The sequence below is a fragment of the Halorussus sp. AFM4 genome, from assembly GCF_051194995.1.
Classification (GTDB): domain Archaea; phylum Halobacteriota; class Halobacteria; order Halobacteriales; family Haladaptataceae; genus Halorussus.
In genome coordinates this window covers 383,381-402,752 of record NZ_JBNTJT010000002.1, presented here as the reverse complement: position 1 = coordinate 402,752, position 19,372 = coordinate 383,381, and the positions used below count along the sequence as shown (strand labels likewise).

The window sequence follows — 19,372 nt, the reverse complement described above, 5'->3', positions numbered from 1 at the left end:
CGGACGGACACATCACGTTGGACTCGGCGGCCCTGATATCGCAAGGATGCACGGTTCTCATCGCCGAGAACCAGGGGCGGTAATTATAACGGACGAGTCTGAGTTCGTGTCTATGGCCTGGGACTCGAACCGACCGCTGCGCCTCGGCGAGGAACGCGGCCCGACGCTGCTCTCGGGACTCGGCGTCGTGTTCGCCGGGCTCTACGTCGCCGAGCAGGTCGTGCTCTACCGGGGACAGACGGTGCTCTCGACGGGGTTCCTCGTCGGACTGGTCGTCTCGGTCGTCTTCATCGTCCCCCTGCTCTGCGGGCGATACCTGCTTGACGGGAGCGACCTCTCCCGGGACCGGTACCCCCGTATCGTCAAGTGGGCCGCCGGCGGGCTGGTCTTCTTCCTGGCGATCAACCTGCTGATCATCTGGGCATGGCCGCCGGGGAAGCTCTCGTTCGTGGTCTCGTGGGCGCGCTGGGCCGCCAACGTCGGAGCGACGACCGGGTTCCTGATCGGGTTCGTCGAGGCCCGGGCGATCCAGCGCGAGCTCGCCGCCCAGCGGGCCGCGATACGGGCCGAGGCCGCCGAGAACCAGCAGCGGTGGCTCGACTACCTCAACGGGCTGCTCCGCCACGAGGTGCTGAACAGCGCCAACGTCATCACCGGGTACGCGGAGCTCCTGCTCGAAGACGGCGACGTCGACGACGAGGCCGGCGACCACCTCGAACGCATCCGTCGCCAGGGCGAGGACATGACCCAGGTCATTCGGGACGTCCAGGTGCTGATCGAGTCGGCGAACGAGGCCGACCGGCTGGAGCCCCGGGACCTGACCGCCGTGCTCGGAGACGAGCTCGAACGGCTCGACGACGTGGCCGACTCGGTGACCGTCGACGCCACGATGCCGGACGACGTGTTCGTGCGAGCGGACGACCTGCTCCCCCGGGTGTTCTCGAACCTGCTCCGGAACGCGGTCGAGCACAACGACGGCGACCGGCCCCGCGTCGAGGTGACCGTCGAGCGCGGCGCCGAGACGGTGACCGTCCACGTCGACGACAACGGGCCGGGTGTGCCCGAGGACGAGCGCGGGACGCTCTTCGACCGCAGCGACAACACCGGCGGTTCCCACGGCCTCGGACTCTACCTCGTCCGGACCCTGGTCGAGCGCTACGGCGGCGCGGTCGACCTGGCCGAGACCGGCCCCGACGGGAGCCGGTTCACCGTCGAACTGCCGGCGGCCGAGCCGCCGTCCGACGGCACGGACTCCGCCGAACGTGTAAGTGTTAGAAATTGAGTGATAACTCGGCGGTGCCGGGTGCGGCACCGAAGTCAAATCTGCCCCGAGATTTATATTTCAATCCGTGGTAGCTGTCGTGTGGTCGGTATCTTCCCGGCGGAGGCGGAGCCAGACGGGGCGGTGTTCGCGCCCCACCACTTCTATCTGGGGGTGGTGCTGATACTGCTAGTCTGTTGGATGGCCCGCGACCCCGAGGCCGAGGCGGCGCCGTGGGGCGTGGCGGGGCTCACGCTGCTGTCGGTGTTCTCGTTCGCGCTGACCTGGCCCTACTACCCGGCGGTGGGCGCCGCCGGCGTACTGGTTCTGCTCGCGGTCGCGACGGTGGTAGCGCTGCTGCGGCCGTTCTGGTGGCGGTACGGACTCGGCTCACGGGGCGTGTTGCTCGCCGGCCTGTTCCTGGCGTGGGACGACGCGCTCAGCCACGCGTTCGGCTGGTGGACGCCGATGGACGCGCTCTGGGCCCAGTACCTCCACCCGTACGTCTCGGACCCCTACATCCCGGAGGGCGTGCGGTTCCCGAAGGAGATTCCCCAGGACGTCGAGCTACCGCGAGTTGTCCCTTCGGGCGTGCAACTGCCCGGGGAGGAGCGACTGCTGCCGGACGTCCGGCTCCCCGTGACCGGTCGAGCATTGCCCGAACTACGACTCCCGGCGGTCCGGCTCCCCGTCGACGCGCCGCTCGCGTCGGGCGTCCGACCGCCGGGCGACCCGGGGCTACTCCTCCACCTGGAACCCCTCGTCGCGAAGAATCTCGGCGACGCGCTCGCGGTGGTCCCCCTGTAGCTCGATGCGCCCCTCGTCGACGGTGCCGCCGGTCGCGAGCCGGCTCTTGAGCGTCGAGGCGAGGTCGCCCACGTCGACCGACGACTCGTCGAACCCCTCGACGACGGTCATGGCCTTGCCGTAGGTGCGCTCGTCGACCCGGATCGAGAGCCGCTGCTCGGCCCGGCCGAGGTCCTCGTCGATGCCGAGTTCGTCCGGGAGCCCGGACACGTCGCTGATGTCTTTGCCATCCCCCATGGGTCCGGTTAGGGGCTGGGCACTCTTGAGGTTTCGGCGGGACGGTGCCCGTCGTCGCTCGCGGGTGGTCGCAACGAGCACCGACGCGGACCGGAGGACACGGTGATCGCCGGTCGAGGCGTGCCGCGCCGGTCGACAGCCGGCGTCACGCCCACAACGTTGAACGGCGGAGAGGCGTTGTGATACGGACGCGACTATGTCGGCCCTGTACCGCTGGCTGTTCGTCGCGGGCGTGCTCGTCCTGCTGCTCGGTCTGTTCCAGAAGTGGTTCCAGGAGAAGTGGTATCTCACGGAACCGCTGACGGCGCTCGCGCTCGGCATCGCGGCCGGACCGGCGGGGCTGCAGCTGCTGAACCTCCCACCAGCGGCGGACTCGCCCCGCGTGCTCACCCAGGTCTCGCGGGTGACGCTCGCCGTCGCGGACATGGGCGTGGCCCTGCGACTGCCGCGGGGGTACCCGGTCGAGCACTGGCGGTCGCTCGCCGTCATCCTCGGTGCCGGCATGGTGCTGATGGGACTGGTCAGCGGCCTGCTCGTCTGGAGCCTGCTGGGCGTCTCGTTCTGGGTGGCGATGCTCGTCGGCGCGACCGTCACGTCGACCGACCCCATCGTCGCCACGACCATCGTCACCGGACCGGTCGCCAAGCGGAACATCCCGGGACGGCTCCGGCACTTCATCTCGGCGGAGTCGGGTGCCAACGACGGCGCGGTGTACCCGCTGGTCCTCCTCCCGATACTGGTGCTCGCTCGGCCGACGAGCGAGGCGCTCTCGCGCTGGATCACCTACGTCGTCGGGTGGCAGGTCGGCGGTGCGATCGTCCTCGGGGCGACGCTCGGATACGCGGCCGCGGGGCTGTTCCAGTGGGCCGACCTGGGCAACGTCGTCGAACGGCAGGGGTTCGTCGCCTACACGCTCGCGCTCACCTTCGCGGTACTGGGCGGGGCCCGACTGCTGACTGTGGACGCCATATTGGCGTCGTTCGTGGCGGGGATCGCCTACCGGATGGCCCCCGGCAGGCAGCAGCCGTCGACGGAGCGGAACGTCCAGAAGGCGATGACGAAGTTCTTCGTCCTCCCGACGTTCGTGCTGGTCGGCGTCGCGATCCCCTGGGCCGGGTGGGCGGCCCTCGGCTGGCGCGGCCTCCTGCTGGCGGTCCTCGTGCTGGTCGTCCGCCGACCGCCGGTCGTGGTGGCGCTCGCGCGGTGGCTCCACCCGCTGCAGACGCGGAAGGACGTCGGCTTCGCGGCCTGGTTCGGCCCGATCGGGGTCTCGACCCTGTTCTACGCGATGCTCGCCGTGCAGCGGACGGGGTCGCGCCGGATCTGGTCGATCGCGTCGCTGCTGATCGTCGCCTCGCTGGTCGCTCACGGCCTGACGGCGACGCCGCTGAGCAAACGGCTGCCACCCGATCCGGCGGAGCGACGGTAGCGGCCGACCGAACCGCCATCCCCGAACTATAAACCCCTTCTCCGCCATCTGACGGGTATGGACCGCGTAGCCATCATCGGGGCGTCGATGACCCGGTTCGGCGAGCGCGACGCGTGGCTCCGGGACCTGCTCGCGCAGGCCGGCCGCGAGTGCCTCGCCGACGCCGGGGTCGCGCCCGACGACCTCGACCACCTGTACGTCTCGAACATGGCCAGCGGCGAGTTCGAGGGCCAGACCGGCGCGCCGAACGCCCTGGCCCACGACCTCGGCGCCATGCCGGCCTACACCCAGCGCGTCGACCAGACCTCCGCCTCCGGCGGGGCGGGCATCTACGCCGCGTGGCAGTCGGTCGCCTCCGGGGCGTCGGAGCTGACCCTGCTCGTCGGCGGCGAGAAGATGACCCACAAGACGACCGCCGAGGCGACCGACGTCATCGCCTCGCTCACCCACCCGGTCGAGTACAAGCACGGCGTGACGCTGCCGAGCTTCGCGGGGCTCACCGCGCGCAAGTACCTCCACGAGTACGACGCGCCCCGCGAGAGCCTGGCGAAGGTCGCGGTGAAGAACCACAGGAACGGGCTGGACAACCCCCACGCCCAGTTCCGGAAGGAGGTCGATCTGGAGACCGTGATGGAGTCGCCCATCGTGGCCGACCCCCTCCGGCTTTACGACTTCTGTCCCATCACCGACGGGAGCGCGGGCCTGCTGTTCTGCCCGGAGTCGGTGGCCGAGGAGTACGTCCCCGAGGACGAGTACACCGTCGTCTCGGGCATCGGCGGCGCGACCGACACCCACGTCGTCCACGAGCGCGACGACCCGACGGTGATGGGCGGCGCGGTCGAGAGCTCCGAGACGGCCTACGAGATGGCCGGCCTGGGCCCCGAGGACGTCGACGTGGCGGAGCTCCACGACATGTTCACCATCCTGGAGTTCCTCCAGAGCGAGGCGGTCGGCTTCTTCGAGCAGGGCGAGGGCTGGAAGGCCGTCGAGGAGGGCGTCACCGACCGCGACGGCGAGCTGCCCATCAACACCTCGGGCGGCCTGAAGTCGAAGGGCCACCCCCTCGGCGCGAGCGGCGTGGCACAGGCATACGAGATACACAAGCAGTTGCTCGGCGAGGCCGGCGACCGCCAGGTCGAGGCCGAGGTCGGCCTGGCCTGCAACGTCGGCGGGTTCGGCAACTGCGTGACCACCACCATCCTGGAGGAACCCTGAGATGACCCTGGACGCACACCGCTGTCCGAACGGCCACCTGACCTACCCGGGCCACGAGCTCTGCCCGGAGTGCGGCGAGGAACAGACCGAGACCGTCGACCTGAGCGACGAGACCGCCGAGGTCGTGACCTGGACGACCAGCACCGCGACCCCGCCGGGCGTCCGCCAGCCAAACTCGCTGGCCATCGTGGAGTTCACGGTAGCGGGTGAGTCGGTCCGCGCTATCGGCCAGCTGACCGAGGACACCGAGGTCGAGATCGGCGACGAGGTCCGGCCGGTGTACGCCGAGGAACTGCGCGACCCCGACGCCGGCATCCGGGAGGCCGAGAGCCAGGAGTGGGACGGGTATCGGTTCGAATCGGCCTAAGGGAACGTCTAGACGAGCGACCCAGCAGTCCGAAGTTCCGGAATCGGACCTTCTTTTGCGGACAGTCACGTCGTGATGACACGATGACGCCACCCGAAGAGGGCGACACCCGCACCGTCGAGCGCACGTTCACCTCCGAGGACGTCCGGCAGTTCGCCGATCTCTCGGGCGACGAGCAGCCCCGCCACCTCGAACCCGACGAGGAGGGCCGCCTGCTGGTCCACGGGCTGCTCACCGCCACGCTGCCGACCGAGATCGGCGCCGACCTCCAGGTGCTCGGTCGCTCGATGGCGTTCGACTTCCACGCCCCGGTCTACACCGGCGAGACCGTCACCTGCGAGATGACCGTCGAGTCCGTCGACGAGCGCGAGGACCGCTACGACGTCGCGGCGTCGGTGACCTGCCGGAACGGCGACGACGAGACGGTGCTGACCGGCGAGGTCGACGGCCTGGTCTGGAAGTAGTCGGACGGGGCGACCGAGTGGTCCGAGTCGAGGCGATACGCCGACAGAGGTCGGGCGGAAGCCAGCGATGCGGCGTCGCGCCGCCGGAGTTCCGCCGGCGCCCGACGGCCGACCGCGTACTCGGTGTGTTCGTCGCCCAACACCTTAAAAACCGATAGATTAACATTGAATACGTGACCGCGTCACGGTATGTTCCCGCCGGGCCACTACGGGATGGCGCTCGCGCTCTACGCGGTGGTCGGGTACGCGCTGCTGCGCCGGGGGTACGTCAGGGACGCGCTGTCGGGCGGCGGTATCGTCCTCGCGTACGCGATGTTCCCGGACCTCGACGGTCGGGTCGACTTCCTGGTCCACCGGGGCGTGACCCACACGCTCTGGTTCGCCGCGGGCGTCGGGCTCTTCTGCGTGCTGGTCGTGTCGACGACGCTGCAGGACCGCCCGCGCCGCGAGGCGATCCGCGGGGCGCTGTGGGCGTTCTTCCTCGGGTCGTTCGCGGTCGTCGCCCACCTGCTCGCGGACGTCATCAACCCCTGGGGCGTGATGCCCGTCTACCCGGTCTCGCCCGTGCTCTACTCGCTGGACCTCGTGCGGGCGACCAACGACGCCGCCAACTACGCGATGCTGGCGGGCGGCGTCGCGGTCGCGATCGCGGCGTGGCTCGCGGGCCGACCCGGTCGCCCCCGCCGGTCGCTGGCCCGCCGGCTCTACCGGCGGCTCCGCGACCGGGCGACGGTGGCCGAGTGATTACCGATTAGAAATCGGTGACCGAGTGACTACGCGCCGGTCGAATCGCCGACGTCGCCGGCATCGCCGGAATCAGCATCGTCGCCGTCGTCGCCGGAGTCGGCGTCGCTGCCGTCAGATTCGGTGTTCTCGTCGCCGGCCAGGTCGTCCGACTCGCCGGCGTCGCTTCGGTCGGCGTCGTCAGCCGCGGAGCGCTCCTCGCGCCGCCTGTTCTCCATCTCGTCCTTGATGGACTCGAGTTCGGCCTCGACGTCGACCTCGGCGCGGTCGTCGCCGTCGGCCTCCTCGTCGTCCTCGGCTCCGTCCTCGCGGTCGCTCTCGTCGGTGAGTTCGATGGTCGTCCCGCCGTCGAGACCGGTCGAGTCGTCCCGGTCGGGGTCGGTCCGGCCTCGCTCGCGGTCGATGTCGCGCTCGCGCCGGCGCTGCTCGTCGACCTCCCGGCGCTCGCGGTCGCTGCGGTCGCGGATCTCGCGGTTGATGCGCCGGGCGTCGTCGAGGATGCTCCGGGCCTCGTCGTCGCGGGGCAGGTCGCTCTCCTGGATGGTGGTCTCGACGTCCTCCAGGGCCGACTCCAGACGCTTGAGGGTGACCCGGCTCGCGTCGGCCGCCCGCGACTGGAGGCGGTCGCGCTCCTCGTCGACGACGCTGCGCTCGGGGTCGACCAGCCTGATGACCTGCTGGAGCGCCTTCAGCGCCCGGACGTTGGCCTCCAGCATCGCGATGGCGGTCGGGATGGCGTACTCGCCGGTGAACGACAGCACCTCGCGGGGGGTCGGCGGCCGGGGCAGGCCCAGCGGTCCCTCCGGCGGGCGGCCGAGTTCGGTCCGGAGTTCGCGCACCCGGGCCTCGAGCTCCTCGACGCGCTCGTCCAGCCGCTCGGGGTCGCGGGGGTCGTCCCCGTCGCGACGGTCGTCGGGGTCGTCTCTCATGGGCGGCCGTACGTGTCGCGGCGTAAAGAAGTTGGCCCGGGTCCTAGAGCGCGAGCACCGCACCCCCGGCGCGCCGCGAGACGACGGGTCGGCGCTCAGAAGCCCTCGCGCAGGAAGACCTCGCGCTCGGGGAACATCGCCGACAGCGCCTCGCGCGCCGCGGGCGTCCGGACCTCGAGGCCGGCGAGTCGTTCGGCGTCCGCGACAGAGTGGTAGCCGACGTACAGCTGCGAGAGCGCGCCGACGCCGGTAGTCGCGTCGGTGTCGACAGCCCCGGCGTCCGCGACTTGCTCGCAGGTCGCGCGGCCGTCTTCGACCGCGACCTGGAACGTCGCGTCGTTCCAGTCGGCGAGGGGGTCCGAGACCGCGAGGGTGAACTTCCCGTCCGGAGCGTCGGGGTACTCCAGCGCCTCGACGGCGGTCGGAACGTCGACGAACCGGACCATCGGCCCGGTCTCGACCTCGGTGTCGATCGCGGCCGGGTCGGGCGACAGGTCGAGCAGGTCGGTGTCGGGCGGCCCCCTGAGGACCACGCGCTCGACCTGGGAGTCGTGGTTCGCCAGGAAGCGCAGGCAGTTGACCCGCGCGGCGTGGTCCGCGGCCGCGAGCTCCGTGACCAGGAGGCGCTTGCCGTCGTCCCCCTCCTCGACGCGGTAGACCACGTACCCCCGGAGGTCGCCGTCCGGCGACTCCCAGCCGTAGGCGTAGGGCTCGCCCCGCCAGCTGTCGAAGATGCGCTTGCGCCACCACTTCTCGGTGCGCTCGATGTCGAGTTCGTACCCCTCGTCGGCGGCCCGGAGGACCCGGGCGAGTCGCTCGTGGTCGTCGGCGTCGACCGGCCGGAACTCGCCGCCAGCGCGGGGGTCGTCCCGGGCCCACGCCAGCGCGTCCGAGTCGCACTCGTGGCGGATCCACTTGTTCGCGGTGGCCCAGCCCTGTCGCTCGTAGAAGGCGTCCTCGAACGCCCAGAGCGCGGTCAGGACGTCGCCGCGCTCGCGGTACTCCGCCAGCGACTCGGCGAGCAGCCGGGCGACGTGGCCCCTCCGGCGGTGTTCGGGCGGCGAGGCCACCGCCGAGAGGCCCGGCATCTCGAAGCGCCGACCCCGGAGGCGGGTGCGGAACCAGTAATGCCGGCAGACGCAGACCATCCGGTCGCCGTCGAATAGCGCCCGCGGCTCGCCCGGCTGGTCGGCGACCTCCCAGTCGAACTCCGCCTGCGGGCCGTCTTCGAGGCTGAAGGCGTAGTGGAGGTACTCCTGGAACTGCTCGGTCCGGTCCGCGGGGAGCGGTCGGTAGTCCATGAGTTAGGGCGCGGCCGTCCCGGCCAAATAGGTTGCTCCGGTGTGGCGCGGGTTCGCATAGCCGACCGGACCCGGCGTGCGAAGCACTTACCTCGCCCGGATGGCACGCCGAAGGTATGTCCTCCGTCTCCGCACGCGACGCCCTCGACTACGCGACCGGCGACGAACTGCTGAAGCTCTACGGCGTGCTCGCCGGCGGGTGGGTCCTCGCACTGGCCGGTCAGTTCGTCGCCGTGACCGCGGGGAACCCGGCGGTCTCGGCAGTCGGCGTCCTCCTCGGGCTCGCGGGGGTGCTCGGGTTGCTGGCCGGCGTCGTCGCCGTCCTCCGCAAGGTGATCGCCGAGAGCTGAGTCGCGTGCCCGCGGAAGCCGACCTCGGCTGACCGGCGCTACGGCGCCGCGCGCCGGTACTGGACCGGCCACTCGACCTCGTCCTCCATCCCGAGTTCCGCGGCGGCGTGGAGCGCGAAGTACGGGTCCCGGAGGTGCTCACGGCCGACGATGGCGAGGTCGGCGCGGTCGTTCCGGACGAGGGCGTCGGCCTGCGCCGGTTCGGTGATGCCGCCGACCGCGCCGACCAGCGCGTCGGTCGCCTCGCCCACGCGCTCGGCGTAGCGGACCTGGTAGTTCGGCCCCGTCTGCGGGATCTGCTGGGCCGGGTGGATGCCGCCCGAGCTCACGTCGATCAGGTCGGCGCCGGCCTCCGCGAGCAGCGGCGCGAGGCGGGCGGTGTCCTCGACGGTCCAGGACTCGCGGTCGGGCAGCCAGTCGCTGGCCGAGACCCGCACGAAGACGGGTTGGTCGCCCGGCCAGACCTCTCGGACCGCTTCCACGACCTCTCGGACCAGCCGGGTCCGGCCCTCGAAGTCGCCGCCGTACTCGTCGTCGCGGCTGTTCGTGACCGGCGACAGGAACTCGTGGAGCAGGTAGCCGTGGGCGGCGTGGACCTCCGCGATCTCGAAGCCGGCGTCGAGCGCGCGCTCGGCCGCGGCCACGAAACTCTCCGTGACGGCCTCGATGTCGTCGCGGTCCATCTTGCGGGTAGCAGCTGGTTCGACATCGTCGGCGTCGCTCGCCTCGCCGTAGGGGTAGGGGTCCGCGCTCGGGGCGATCGTCTCCCAGCCGCCGTCGTCGGGCCGAATCGGGCGGCTGCCCTCCCACGGCCGGGTCTTGCTGGCCTTCCGGCCCGCGTGGGCGAGCTGGATGCCCGGGGTCGCGCCGCGCTCGGCGACGAACTCCGCGATCGGCGCGAGCGCGTCGGCGTGTTCGTCGCTCCAGATGCCGAGGTCGTGTGGCGTGATGCGACCCCGCGGCTCCACAGCGGTCGCCTCGGTCATCACGACGCCCGCGCCCCCGGTGGCCCGGCTGCCGAGGTGGACCTCGTGCCAGTCGGTGGCCAGCCCGTCCCGGTCGCAGGAGTACTGGCACATCGGCGACACGGCGACGCGATTCCGGACCGTCGTCCCCCGGATCTCCAGGGGACTGAACAGGTGGTCGGTCATCGCCTCCCACTCGGGACCGCGGACCCGAAAGGCCTCGGCTCGCCCACGGTTCTTGCCGAGGCTTCGGACTCGGCCTTTCACATGTTCGAAACACTTATTGTACAGATAGACGTTATTGGTGAATCAATGGTTGGGGAGGAACGAAGGGGGGACCGGTCGGCGGTTCGGTTTCGCAATCGGCTGGCCGACCTGAAGCGCAACGGGAGCAACATCCTGCTCGTCGGCGCCGAGGGACTCGACGCGGCCTGCGTCCGCCTGCTGGGCGAGTCGAGCGCCGGCCGGCGGTATCGGCTGTTCGTGACGACCGACGCCGGTCCCGCGTCGGTCCGGTCCAAACTCGGCAGCGTGGAGTCCGGGGAGGCCGACGAGGGCGCGGTCGTCGTGGACTGGGCGGCCGACGTCCGCGGGAGCGCGGCCGGCGCGGCCCGGAGCGCCGACGACCGGCCGAACGACGAGGACCGGTCGGTCCGGCGACTCAGCGTCGACAGCGGCGACCTCCGGGAGCTCGGCGAGACCGTCCAGGCCGCCATCGAGCGGTTCGACCCCGGCAGCGAGGGGTTCTCGCCGGCGGAGCTCCGGCTCTGCTTCGACTCGATCACGCCGCTGATCGCCGACTACGAGGACCGAGACGTCCGGCGCTTCCTGCTCGGGATGACCGAGACGGTCGAGCGGTTCGACGGCATGGCCCACTACCACCTGCCCGTCGCGTACGACTCGGACGCGGTCGAGTCCGTCGAGGCGCTGTTCGACGCGGTGGTCGAGGTGCGGTACGGCGAGGAGGGGCTCGAACAGCGCTGGCACCTCGCGGACCCCGACATCGCGACGGACTGGCTGCCCCTGTGAACGCGGCGGTTCTCTCGGTATCTGTGACGTCTACCGGAGTGACTACTACGCTCTCCTGGCCTGATACAATCGTGTCCTCTGTCGACGCGGCCGCCGCCCGCGGGGGCGCTACCCCTCGGCTTCGCTGCGGGCGGTGACGGTCCGGTCGCTCTCTCGACCGACGTACCACGAGTACGTGTCGAGCAGGCGCTTCCAGACCCGAGCGTCGGACCCGGGCGACTCCCGGTTTATCCGTCGGATCCGGCGCAGGTCGCGCTTGTCGAGCCGCGAGAAGTGCGGTTTGGCGAGCAGTTCCCGGATGCCCCGGGACTCCTCGGTGCCCTCGATGCGCTGCTTGCGCCGCTCCCTGTCCTCGGCCACCAGTTCGCCGGGGCTGAGGCTGTAGTAGTACGACTCGACGATCGGGAACCACCCATCGCTGACGGCCCGATCGGTGCAGGCCAGCAGCGTCGACTGGACCGCCGAGCGGGCCCGGTCGCGGTCGGACTCGGCCGCCCCTCGGCCGACCGCCTCGACGGCGGCGTCGACCAGCGTGTCGTGGGCCGAGAGCACCGCGCGGAGGTCGTCCACGCAGTCGCTCAGTCGCTCGGCGGTCTTGATCCGGAACCGTCGCTCCGCGCGCTCGTCGTGCTTGAGATACTTCCCCTTGGCGTCGTCCTCGTACTCCCGGGCCGCGAAGTAGTGTTCGTTGACCCGGACGAGCGCCTTCAGATACGCGGCCTTCGCCTCGTCGGCGGCCCGGGCCGCGTCGGACCCTGTTCGACCGTCCGAGGAGAGCTCCTCGGAGCCGAACGGCGCTCGGACGACCTTCTGTCCAGTCGCCGACAGTGCCGCCAGAAACCGCTCTCCGTCGTACCTGACGTACTCGTGTCGCCCGTCGTTCTCTTCGACGAGGTACTTCGAGCCCGTGAAGAACGCTTTCGACACCATCGGCGCTGGTTCGAACCGACTGCCCCCCGCTTAATAAAGCTCTCGCGCGTTATCACCCGCGAAAATCGGGCGACGGTGTACGGGGCGGGTCCGCGGACGGCGAACGACACGGAGCGGCTCACCCCCGCGACGGCGCGTCGGGCGCGAGGAAGCCGTGGATGGCGTGGGCGCGGGCTTCGAGGTCGAGCAGCTGCTCGCGGAGGACGGTCCCGGTGGCGTGGTCGCCGAGGCTCTCGGCGAGTTCGATGTGGCTGCTCACGCTCTCGATGAGGTCGCCGTAGGCCTCGAGGTCGCTCGCGAGCGACGACCGGACGTCGTAGACGTCCTCGCCCTCGAAGGGGACGGGGCTGTGGCGCTCGAACGCCGCCGGGCCGCTCACGGGCACGCCGCCGACGGCGCCGACGCGGCGGGCCAGCGCGTCGGCGTGGCGCTCGGCCTCGGCGGCCGCGTCGTCGAGGAACCGACGGAGGTCGGCGGCGTAGAGCCCGGTGAGGCTCCAGGAGTGCTTGCGGAGCTGGTGGTAGAGCACGTAGGTCGCCGCGAGGTCGGCGTTCAGCGCCTCGACCATCCGGCCGGCCTTCTCGGCGTCGAACCGCACCGCGTTCTCCTCGACGGTGCCCGCCCGCTGGAGTACCTGCCGCTGTTGGCTCACGTTCGTGGTCACCCGGAACCGGGTACCACCGGCGGCCGCTTAAGGCTGTTCGCGGAGGCGGAGTTGTCAAATGGCGCGCGCTGGCGCGGCCTCATGCCGCGCCAAGTGTGCGAGGTCTGCGTGAGCGAAGTGAACGCAGGCTCGTCAGAGCGTGCTCTGACGGTGGAGGCGGCCGGATCTGCGCAAGCGAAGCGAGCACAGACTCGTCGGACGCGGTTCGTCCGACGGCGTTCAGGTGGTTGCCGAGGCTGGGGAGGGGTGAGGACCTCTGTCGCGGTGCTGTGCAGTACATTTGTGACGGCAGTAGCTAGCCCTGATCAGGAAACACCCGACGCAATTGAGCGGGCAGAACCGATATTCTGCTTCACTCGAACACCGGGATGAACTCCCGGCACTCCGCCAGCACCGCGGGGTCGAGGTCGGCCACCAGGTCGCGCTCGCCGCGGTTCAGGCCGGCCTGGACGCTCCCGTCGGGTCGGACGACCCGCGAGCGGCCGGCGTACTCGGTGCGATCACCGATCGCCTTCCGGCCGGTCCGTCCCGCGCCGACGACCCAGCGGACCCCGTCGAGCGCCCGGGCCCGGAGCAGCAGCTTCCAGTTCTGGCTGTGGGCCGCGGGCCACGCGCCGACGACGAAGAGGGCCTCGATTTCGGGCGCTGCAAGGGCCGCGCTCTCGCCGACGAAGTTGAGGTCGTAGCAGGTGAGCAGTCCGGTCGTGCCGACCGGCGTCTCGACCGTGACGCGCTCGCTCCCGGGGGCAAGCACCTCGCGCTCGTCGCCCCAGAGGTGGCGCTTCCGGTAGACCGTCCGGCCGCCGTCAGGGTGAAGGTAGGCGACGGCGTTGTAGTAGGTCGATCCGGTGGCAGCGTCCTGCGAGTCGGTCGAGGGCGGTACATCCCCGTTCTCGTCGTCCGCCTCCTCGACGAACCCGACCAGGAGGCCGCAATCGGCGTCGGCCGAGAGGTCGCTCAGCCGGGCCAGTTCGTCGCCGTCGCACCGGAGGGCGACGTCGCGAACGCGCTGGTCGCCGACGAAGCCGGTCAGCGCGTACTCGGGGAAGAGCGCGACGTCGACGTCCGGCGGGAGGCCGCGGACGCGCTCGCGGACGGCGTCGAGGTTCGCCGTCACGTCGAGATCGGCGACCGCCAGCTGGCAGGCCGCGACGGTCGGCGGATCGGCGGGAGACTCGGCGTCGGTCACGTCCGCAGGCTCGGAGGCCCGGGAGAAAAGCGGTCCGGTCGCGCGACCGGACCGCGGTGCGCGGAGCCGGCCGGAGGACCGGCGGTCGCCGGGCGCTGCAGGGCCGAGACCGCCGCCATCGTTAATCCAATCTTGAGTAAATATTTTACCCGCGGAGTGCAAAGGGTTGCGTATGTCCCAACAACCACTCCAGCGTCGAGAGCGCCTCTACATCGACGGCGAATGGCGCGACGCCGACGACGTGCTCGAAGTCACCGACCTCGCGGACGGCGGGACGTTCGCGCGGGTCGCGGCGGCCAGCCCCGAGCAGGCGGACTCGGCGCTCGCGGCCGCGCAGGCGGCCCAGGCCGAGATGCGCGAGACCACCGTCCCCCAGCGCGCGGCCTGGATGGACGAGATCGCCGACGGCCTGCTCGACCGCAAGGAGGAGCTCGCGGAGGTCATCGTCCGGGAGGCCGGCAAGCCCGTCTCGTCGGCGCGCGGCGAGGTCGAGAGCGCGGCCGAGCGCTTCCGCCGGGCGAAGGAGGAGATCCGCGCGATGAAGGGCGAGTTCCGCGAGGGCACCACCGCGGGCCACGAGGGGTGGAACGCCATCGTCAAGCACGAGCCCATCGGGACCGTGCTGGCGATCACGCCGTACAACTACCCCCTCGCGACGACGGCGCTGGAGGTCGCGCCCGCGCTCGCGGCGGGCAACTCGGTCATCCTCAAGCCCGCCAGCGACACGCCGGTCAGCGCCGCCATCCTGACCGACGTCGTCTCGGAGGTCGATGGGATTCCGAGCGGCGCGTTCAACTTCGTCTCCGGGAGCGCGAGCCAGATTGGCGACGTGCTCGCGGGCGACGACCGCATCAACATGGTGGCGATGACCGGTTCCAGCGCGGCCGGCAAGCACGTCGCCAAGGAGAGCGGGATGGTCGAGCTCCACATGGAACTGGGCGGGAACGCCCCCGCGGTCGTGTTCCCCGACGCCGACCTCGCCGACGTGGCGGGCCAGTGCGCCAAGGGGTCGTTCAAGTACGCCGGCCAGCGGTGCTCGGCGGTCAGCCGGGTGCTCGCCCACGAGTCGGTCCACGACGAGATCGTCGACCTGCTGGAGGCCGAGATGGACGCCTGGCAGCCCGGCGACCTCTTCGACGAGGACACCACGATGGGCCCGCTCATCAACGAGGGCCAGGCCGAGTGGGTCGAGGAACTCGTCGAGGACGCCGTCGAGAAGGGCGCCGACCTCGTCCGGGGCGGCGAGCGCGACGGCGTCCACTTCGAGCCGACCCTGCTCGCGAACGTCCCCCACGACGCCCGGATCGTCCACGAGGAGCAGTTCGGTCCGGTCGCGGCCGTCACGACGTTCGAGACCGAGGACGAGGCTGTCGAGATCGCCAACCGCGGCGAGCTCGCGCTCGACGCCTCGGTGTTCACCAGCGACTACGACCGCGCGATGGACCTGAGCGACCGGCTGGACGCCGGCGCGGTCCGCATCAACGGCGCGCCGAGCCACGGCCTGGGCGACATCCCCTTCGGCGGCAACAAGGCCTCCGGCATCGGCCGGCAGGGCCTCCACATGACCATCGAGGAGATGGTGCGCGAGAAGAGCATCATCCTCTGAGGCGGCAGCTGCCGCCGGTCTCGCTGATTCTGCACTCTCTTCTCGATCCTCGCTGGAGCGGTTTACGTACCGTCGTACTCACGTACTCTCGCCCTTACGTACCGTCGTACCCACGTACCGTCGCACTCACGTACTATCCCACTCACGTGCCGTCGTATGCTACTTTCTGCGAGAGTCCAATCCCAGCATGTCTCGGAGCCGGTCCAGCAGCGACTCGTGCACGTCGCGGACGAACGTCGGACCGTCCGGTATCGACGCGGCGCGGTCGTCGGTCTCAGCGGCGTCGTCGATGTCGGCGTCGTCGATGTCGGCGTCGTCGATGTCGGTATCGTCGACATCAGCGGCGTCGGCGGTCCCGACGTCGCCGCCGGCCCGGAGGCCAGATAGCTCCGCATCGCCTGACGGGACCCCCTCGGACGACCGGATCGGGCCGTCGGCGATCGGTCCCGGATACGGGAACCGGTGGGCGCGCCACGACGCCGGGAGCGCGTGGCGGTCCGCGACGGCCAGCGGTCGTCCCGCCAGTACCTCGGCGTCGGCCCGGGAGTAGGCCGCGCCGTCGGCGTGGAACAGCCCGTTGACCCGGCCCTTCTCCCGGGGCTCGCGCAGGTAGGCCGGCCGGAGCATCAGGCTCCAGAAGTGGTCGCCGTCGATCATCCCCTCGGCACGGGCCTTCCGGATCGTCGGCGCGAGGCTGGCGAGGTTCGGCGCGAACCGCGAGGGCGGTTCCTCCAGAGTGCGCTGCCACTCGGTGCACCAGAGGGGGACGCGCGAGTCCGAGCCCTCGCTGCGTTCTGCCCGGGTCTCCGCGGCGATCTCGTCGGCGAGCGCGCGCTGCTCGGTGACGTACTCGTAGGCCTCGGCCGGCCGCTTCGGCAGGTTCATGTGGAACTGGTAGGCGTCGAGACCGCGCAGGCCGTCGAGCGCCTCGCGGTCGTAGAACCGGGCGTACCGGACGTCCCTGGTCCCCATCGTGAGCGCGGCGTCGGGGGCCGCCTGCCGGACGGTCCGGAGCGCGTCGGTCACGAAGTCCCGCCTGGGCTGGACGTCCCCCGGCTCGTTCATGATCTCGGTCGCGAGCAGGCGGTCGTCGTCCGCGTACTCCTGGGCCCACCGCCGGGCGAAGTGGATCGGCGACCGGTCGTACCCCTTCCAGTCGCGGGGCTGGAGGACGTCGGGCCGCGAAGGCGAGTGGACGCCGAACGCGCGCTTCGGGTCGGTCGCGCGCAGGTTCTCCTCGGTCGGCGGGTCCTTCGGCGGCGCCTCGAACAGGACGATCAGCGGTCGGACGCCGCGCTGCTCGCAGGCGGTGAGGAAGTGCTCGACGTGGGCGAAGAACGAGGGGCCGTCCTCCCGCCAGTACTCGTACGACGCCAGGACCCGGAGGCTGTTCAGCCCGATGCTCGACGCGTACCCCAGGTCGCGTTCGACGACGTCGTTCCGGTACTCGGCCCACAGCTGGTAGGCGTTCCAGTCCTTCTGCGGGAGGTACACCGCGCCCCTGACGTCGCGGAGGTCGTCGTCCACGGGCGGGTAGAACGAGCGATGGTATAAATATATTCGGGCGCATTGAATTGTACGGTCCCCGGCGGTGAGAAGAACAGGTCGGGTCGGCGAAATGGGCTGAGTCGGCGAGACGGACTGGGGAGTCAAGATAGGGCGGGTCGCCGAGGCGGGTCGGTCGTGACGGCCACCCGTGGCACGCGCAACCACCATTTCCGCTGTTTCATCTGTCCGGTTTCCTTTATAAAATCCCCCACCCCACTGTTCCGCTGAATCCGGCACAGGGGGAGTGGGGTGGGCCGGACGCGCCCACTCTCTCTGTGTTCTTTCCCGTCTCGGATAGACGAAATAGACTATTTCGACTAGTTTGCAGATATGGTTTCCGCGACTAGGACAAGAAACTTCCTCTTCTAGAGCGGTCTCGAGGCCACCCCTCCCCGCCTCGGCCGACATTCAGCGGAACGACGGGGTGGGGGTGTTTCATAAACGATTCGCTCAGATGAATCAGCGGAATCAGCGGAACGGGTGGTTTCGACACCTTCATATCTCCGCCTCGTTTCCGGCCCGAACACCATGGGCTCTTTCGACTTCGTCCGGGAGTACTCTCCCTACACCAACCGCGAGGCGTTGCTGGACGACTACACGCCCGACACGCTGGTGGGCCGCGACGACGAACTCGACGAGTATCACGGCGCGCTCCAGCCCGCCATCTACGGCGAGCAGCCCGACAACATCTTCCTCTACGGCAAGGCCGGAGTGGGCAAGACCGCCGCCACGCGGTTCCTCCTGAACAAGCTCGAGGACAACGCCGAGCAGTACGACGACCTCGACGTCCGGACCGAGATCATCAACTGCGACGGGCTCAACTCCTCGTACCGGGTCGCCAGCAACCTGGTCAACACGATGCGGGACCCCTCGAACCACATCAGCGAGACAGGCTACTCCCGCTCGCAGGTGTACGACCTGATGTGGGAGGAGCTCGACGACTACGGCGGCATCATCCTCATCGTGCTCGACGAGATCGACCACCTCAAGGACGACTCCATCCTCTACCAGCTCTCGCGGGCCCGCGAGAACGAGAACCTCACCGAGGCCCGCATCGGCCTCATCGGCATCAGCAACGACCTCACGTTCCGCGACTCGCTGTCGCCCAAAGTTCGCTCCTCACTGTGCGAACGCGCGATTTCGTTCTCGACGTACGACGCCAACGAGCTCCGCGCGGTGCTCGAACAGCGCAAGGAGGTCGCGTTCAAGGACGACGTGCTCACCGACGACGTGGTCCCGCTCTGCGCCGCGTTCGGCGCCCAGGAGTCGGGCGACGCCCGGAAGGCGCTCGACCTGCTGCTGAAGGCCGGCGACCTCGCCCGCGAGGAGAACGACGAGGAGGTCACCGAGCAGCACGTCCGCCGCGGCCGCGAACTGCTGGAGCGCGAGCAGGTCGCCCGGGGCATCGCGGACCTCAACGACCACGAGCGCCTGGTCGTCTACGCGCTCGCCACCCTCGAGGCCGAGGGCGACACCCCGGCCCGCTCCCGGGAGATCTACACCCGCTACAAGTCGCTGGCCGACGCCGCCGGCAAGAGCCCGCTGACGGCCCGGTGGCTCCGCGAGCACCTCGACGACCTCGCGATGCTGGGCATCCTCAACGTCACCGAGATCAACGAGGGGTCGGCCGGCGGCAAGTACCGGGAGTACGACCTCCAGCAGGACCTCGCGGTCGTGCTCGACGCCCTCGAGGAGACCTTCGAGTCGATGGGCGTCCACGCGAGCGTGAAGGACTACCTGTGACGACCTTTTACCGCGGTCGGCGCCTGAACGCGCCTCCCTTGTAAAAGCTCGACCAAAACCACGGCGTCACCCCCTCGGTCGAAGGTCCGGCGGCTGGGCCGCCGGACTTCTCCTTCGAGGGTTCCTTGGGCCGCTCGCTCGGTCGCTCCGCTCCCTCGCTCGCGGTACAACCGCTTGGCCCAACCGCACAACCGTAGTCAGAGTTGGCGCTCCATTTGATGCTCACGGAATCGAAAACCCGCCACCTATTCGGTGCTCGACAGAATACCGACACCAACCGAGGAACCACAGATGGTCGAAGTGGGCGAGCACTACCGGCCGGCAGAGGGCACGCGCGACGCCGAAGGGATGCCCCTCACTCCCGGCGTCTACCGCGTCGTCGGCGCGACCGACGAGGTGGCGCTGCTCCGCGTCACCGACGAGGACGGTCGGCGCCGAAATACCGGGGAACTCCGCCACGTCGCCCCCGAAATGCTCGATGCCGAGTTCGAGCCGGCGGCCGACCCAGACGCGGGCCTCTCGCCGGTCAGGGACGCGCGGAACCTCCTGTCGGGGATGTACTGGAGCGTCCGCTGGTTCCTCTAGACCGACCCG

20 protein-coding genes are annotated in these 19,372 nt (G+C 70.2%); 12 read left to right on the top strand and 8 right to left on the bottom strand.

Annotation, left to right across the window (positions count from 1 at the left end):
- Positions 1–112: 112 nt before the first annotated feature.
- Positions 113–1,282: a sensor histidine kinase gene (locus ACQUQF_RS10235; RefSeq protein WP_435178403.1), complete on the top strand. Its 1,170-nt coding sequence runs from the start codon at positions 113–115 to the stop codon at positions 1,280–1,282.
- An 81-nt stretch (positions 1,283–1,363) separates the two neighbouring features.
- Entirely contained in the window at positions 1,364–2,068 is a 705-nt protein-coding gene (locus ACQUQF_RS10230; protein ID WP_435178401.1) for a hypothetical protein, read from the top strand.
- On the opposite strand, the gene yciH is transcribed toward ACQUQF_RS10230, so the two are convergent.
- Positions 2,000–2,305, bottom strand: a complete 306-nt coding sequence (yciH, locus tag ACQUQF_RS10225; RefSeq protein WP_435178399.1) for a stress response translation initiation inhibitor YciH — start codon at positions 2,303–2,305, stop codon at positions 2,000–2,002. The two genes, ACQUQF_RS10230 and yciH, sit on opposite strands and share 69 nt — an antisense overlap.
- A gap of 196 nt (positions 2,306–2,501) precedes the next feature.
- On the opposite strand from yciH, the gene ACQUQF_RS10220 reads away from it, so the two are divergent.
- The 5 genes from ACQUQF_RS10220 to ACQUQF_RS10200 all read left to right on the top strand — a co-directional run bounded on the left by ACQUQF_RS10220 (position 2,502) and on the right by ACQUQF_RS10200 (position 6,524).
- Positions 2,502–3,734, top strand: a complete 1,233-nt coding sequence (locus tag ACQUQF_RS10220) for a cation:proton antiporter domain-containing protein (RefSeq protein WP_435178397.1) — start codon at positions 2,502–2,504, stop codon at positions 3,732–3,734.
- Positions 3,735–3,791: 57 nt separating this feature from the next.
- The gene (locus tag ACQUQF_RS10215; RefSeq protein WP_435178395.1) at positions 3,792–4,949 is read left to right on the top strand and encodes a thiolase C-terminal domain-containing protein; all 1,158 of its coding nucleotides are present in this window, start codon (positions 3,792–3,794) and stop codon (positions 4,947–4,949) included.
- Position 4,950: 1 nt separating this feature from the next.
- Positions 4,951–5,316 (top strand): Zn-ribbon domain-containing OB-fold protein, encoded by a 366-nt coding sequence (locus ACQUQF_RS10210; protein ID WP_435178393.1) that lies wholly within the window; start codon positions 4,951–4,953, stop codon positions 5,314–5,316.
- Between the two features lie 83 nt (positions 5,317–5,399).
- Positions 5,400–5,780: a MaoC/PaaZ C-terminal domain-containing protein gene (locus ACQUQF_RS10205; protein WP_435178391.1), complete on the top strand. Its 381-nt coding sequence runs from the start codon at positions 5,400–5,402 to the stop codon at positions 5,778–5,780.
- A 189-nt stretch (positions 5,781–5,969) separates the two neighbouring features.
- The gene (locus tag ACQUQF_RS10200) at positions 5,970–6,524 is read left to right on the top strand and encodes a metal-dependent hydrolase (RefSeq protein WP_435178389.1); all 555 of its coding nucleotides are present in this window, start codon (positions 5,970–5,972) and stop codon (positions 6,522–6,524) included.
- A gap of 29 nt (positions 6,525–6,553) precedes the next feature.
- On the opposite strand, the gene ACQUQF_RS10195 is transcribed toward ACQUQF_RS10200, so the two are convergent.
- Positions 6,554–7,453, bottom strand: coding sequence for a DUF7547 family protein (locus ACQUQF_RS10195; protein ID WP_435178387.1), 900 nt, complete (start codon positions 7,451–7,453; stop codon positions 6,554–6,556).
- 95 nt (positions 7,454–7,548) lie between these two features.
- Complete coding sequence (locus ACQUQF_RS10190; protein WP_435178385.1) at positions 7,549–8,754, bottom strand: GNAT family N-acetyltransferase; 1,206 nt, start codon at positions 8,752–8,754, stop codon at positions 7,549–7,551.
- Positions 8,755–8,870: 116 nt separating this feature from the next.
- Here ACQUQF_RS10190 and ACQUQF_RS10185 point away from each other — a divergent pair, with 116 nt between their 5' ends.
- Positions 8,871–9,104 carry a hypothetical protein gene (locus tag ACQUQF_RS10185; RefSeq protein WP_435178383.1) on the top strand — a complete coding sequence of 78 codons (234 nt, stop codon included), beginning with the start codon at positions 8,871–8,873 and terminating at the stop codon, positions 9,102–9,104.
- 38 nt (positions 9,105–9,142) lie between these two features.
- Here the strand turns inward: ACQUQF_RS10185 and ACQUQF_RS10180 are convergent, their stop codons facing one another.
- A complete protein-coding gene (locus tag ACQUQF_RS10180; RefSeq protein ID WP_435178381.1) occupies positions 9,143–10,255 on the bottom strand; it encodes an NADH:flavin oxidoreductase/NADH oxidase in 1,113 nt (370 codons plus the stop codon).
- A 126-nt stretch (positions 10,256–10,381) separates the two neighbouring features.
- On the opposite strand from ACQUQF_RS10180, the gene ACQUQF_RS10175 reads away from it, so the two are divergent.
- Complete coding sequence (locus ACQUQF_RS10175) at positions 10,382–11,098, top strand: DUF7504 family protein (RefSeq protein WP_435178379.1); 717 nt, start codon at positions 10,382–10,384, stop codon at positions 11,096–11,098.
- 108 nt (positions 11,099–11,206) lie between these two features.
- On the opposite strand, the gene ACQUQF_RS10170 is transcribed toward ACQUQF_RS10175, so the two are convergent.
- The 3 genes from ACQUQF_RS10170 to ACQUQF_RS10160 form a co-directional block, all read right to left on the bottom strand.
- Positions 11,207–12,028, bottom strand: coding sequence for a hypothetical protein (locus ACQUQF_RS10170; RefSeq protein ID WP_435178377.1), 822 nt, complete (start codon positions 12,026–12,028; stop codon positions 11,207–11,209).
- Between the two features lie 118 nt (positions 12,029–12,146).
- Positions 12,147–12,692: a DNA starvation/stationary phase protection protein DpsA gene (gene dpsA, locus ACQUQF_RS10165; RefSeq protein WP_435178375.1), complete on the bottom strand. Its 546-nt coding sequence runs from the start codon at positions 12,690–12,692 to the stop codon at positions 12,147–12,149.
- A 352-nt stretch (positions 12,693–13,044) separates the two neighbouring features.
- Positions 13,045–13,881, bottom strand: coding sequence for a carbon-nitrogen hydrolase family protein (locus ACQUQF_RS10160; protein ID WP_435178373.1), 837 nt, complete (start codon positions 13,879–13,881; stop codon positions 13,045–13,047).
- A gap of 172 nt (positions 13,882–14,053) precedes the next feature.
- Here ACQUQF_RS10160 and ACQUQF_RS10155 point away from each other — a divergent pair, with 172 nt between their 5' ends.
- On the top strand, positions 14,054–15,487 hold the full coding sequence (locus ACQUQF_RS10155) for an aldehyde dehydrogenase family protein (protein ID WP_435178371.1): 1,434 nt from the start codon (positions 14,054–14,056) through the stop codon (positions 15,485–15,487).
- A gap of 159 nt (positions 15,488–15,646) precedes the next feature.
- Here the strand turns inward: ACQUQF_RS10155 and ACQUQF_RS10150 are convergent, their stop codons facing one another.
- Positions 15,647–17,014 (bottom strand): cellulase family glycosylhydrolase, encoded by a 1,368-nt coding sequence (locus ACQUQF_RS10150; protein WP_435178369.1) that lies wholly within the window; start codon positions 17,012–17,014, stop codon positions 15,647–15,649.
- 549 nt (positions 17,015–17,563) lie between these two features.
- On the opposite strand from ACQUQF_RS10150, the gene ACQUQF_RS10145 reads away from it, so the two are divergent.
- A complete protein-coding gene (locus tag ACQUQF_RS10145) occupies positions 17,564–18,778 on the top strand; it encodes a Cdc6/Cdc18 family protein (protein ID WP_435178367.1) in 1,215 nt (404 codons plus the stop codon).
- A gap of 291 nt (positions 18,779–19,069) precedes the next feature.
- Positions 19,070–19,363 (top strand): hypothetical protein, encoded by a 294-nt coding sequence (locus tag ACQUQF_RS10140; protein WP_435178365.1) that lies wholly within the window; start codon positions 19,070–19,072, stop codon positions 19,361–19,363.
- Positions 19,364–19,372 lie beyond the last annotated feature (9 nt).

Coding starts and splice junctions, on each gene's coding strand:
- ACQUQF_RS10155 (WP_435178371.1), top strand. CDS start 14,054: ATGTCCCAACAACCACTCCAGCGTCGAGAGCGCCTCTACATCGACGGC.
- ACQUQF_RS10175 (WP_435178379.1), top strand. CDS start 10,382: ATGGTTGGGGAGGAACGAAGGGGGGACCGGTCGGCGGTTCGGTTTCGC.
- ACQUQF_RS10215 (WP_435178395.1), top strand. CDS start 3,792: ATGGACCGCGTAGCCATCATCGGGGCGTCGATGACCCGGTTCGGCGAG.
- ACQUQF_RS10185 (WP_435178383.1), top strand. CDS start 8,871: ATGTCCTCCGTCTCCGCACGCGACGCCCTCGACTACGCGACCGGCGAC.
- ACQUQF_RS10140 (WP_435178365.1), top strand. CDS start 19,070: ATGGTCGAAGTGGGCGAGCACTACCGGCCGGCAGAGGGCACGCGCGAC.
- ACQUQF_RS10145 (WP_435178367.1), top strand. CDS start 17,564: ATGGGCTCTTTCGACTTCGTCCGGGAGTACTCTCCCTACACCAACCGC.
- ACQUQF_RS10205 (WP_435178391.1), top strand. CDS start 5,400: ATGACGCCACCCGAAGAGGGCGACACCCGCACCGTCGAGCGCACGTTC.
- ACQUQF_RS10210 (WP_435178393.1), top strand. CDS start 4,951: ATGACCCTGGACGCACACCGCTGTCCGAACGGCCACCTGACCTACCCG.
- ACQUQF_RS10190 (WP_435178385.1), bottom strand. CDS start 8,754: ATGGACTACCGACCGCTCCCCGCGGACCGGACCGAGCAGTTCCAGGAG.
- ACQUQF_RS10235 (WP_435178403.1), top strand. CDS start 113: ATGGCCTGGGACTCGAACCGACCGCTGCGCCTCGGCGAGGAACGCGGC.
- yciH (WP_435178399.1), bottom strand. CDS start 2,305: ATGGGGGATGGCAAAGACATCAGCGACGTGTCCGGGCTCCCGGACGAA.
- ACQUQF_RS10200 (WP_435178389.1), top strand. CDS start 5,970: ATGTTCCCGCCGGGCCACTACGGGATGGCGCTCGCGCTCTACGCGGTG.
- ACQUQF_RS10195 (WP_435178387.1), bottom strand. CDS start 7,453: ATGAGAGACGACCCCGACGACCGTCGCGACGGGGACGACCCCCGCGAC.
- ACQUQF_RS10170 (WP_435178377.1), bottom strand. CDS start 12,028: ATGGTGTCGAAAGCGTTCTTCACGGGCTCGAAGTACCTCGTCGAAGAG.
- ACQUQF_RS10180 (WP_435178381.1), bottom strand. CDS start 10,255: ATGACCGACCACCTGTTCAGTCCCCTGGAGATCCGGGGGACGACGGTC.
- ACQUQF_RS10220 (WP_435178397.1), top strand. CDS start 2,502: ATGTCGGCCCTGTACCGCTGGCTGTTCGTCGCGGGCGTGCTCGTCCTG.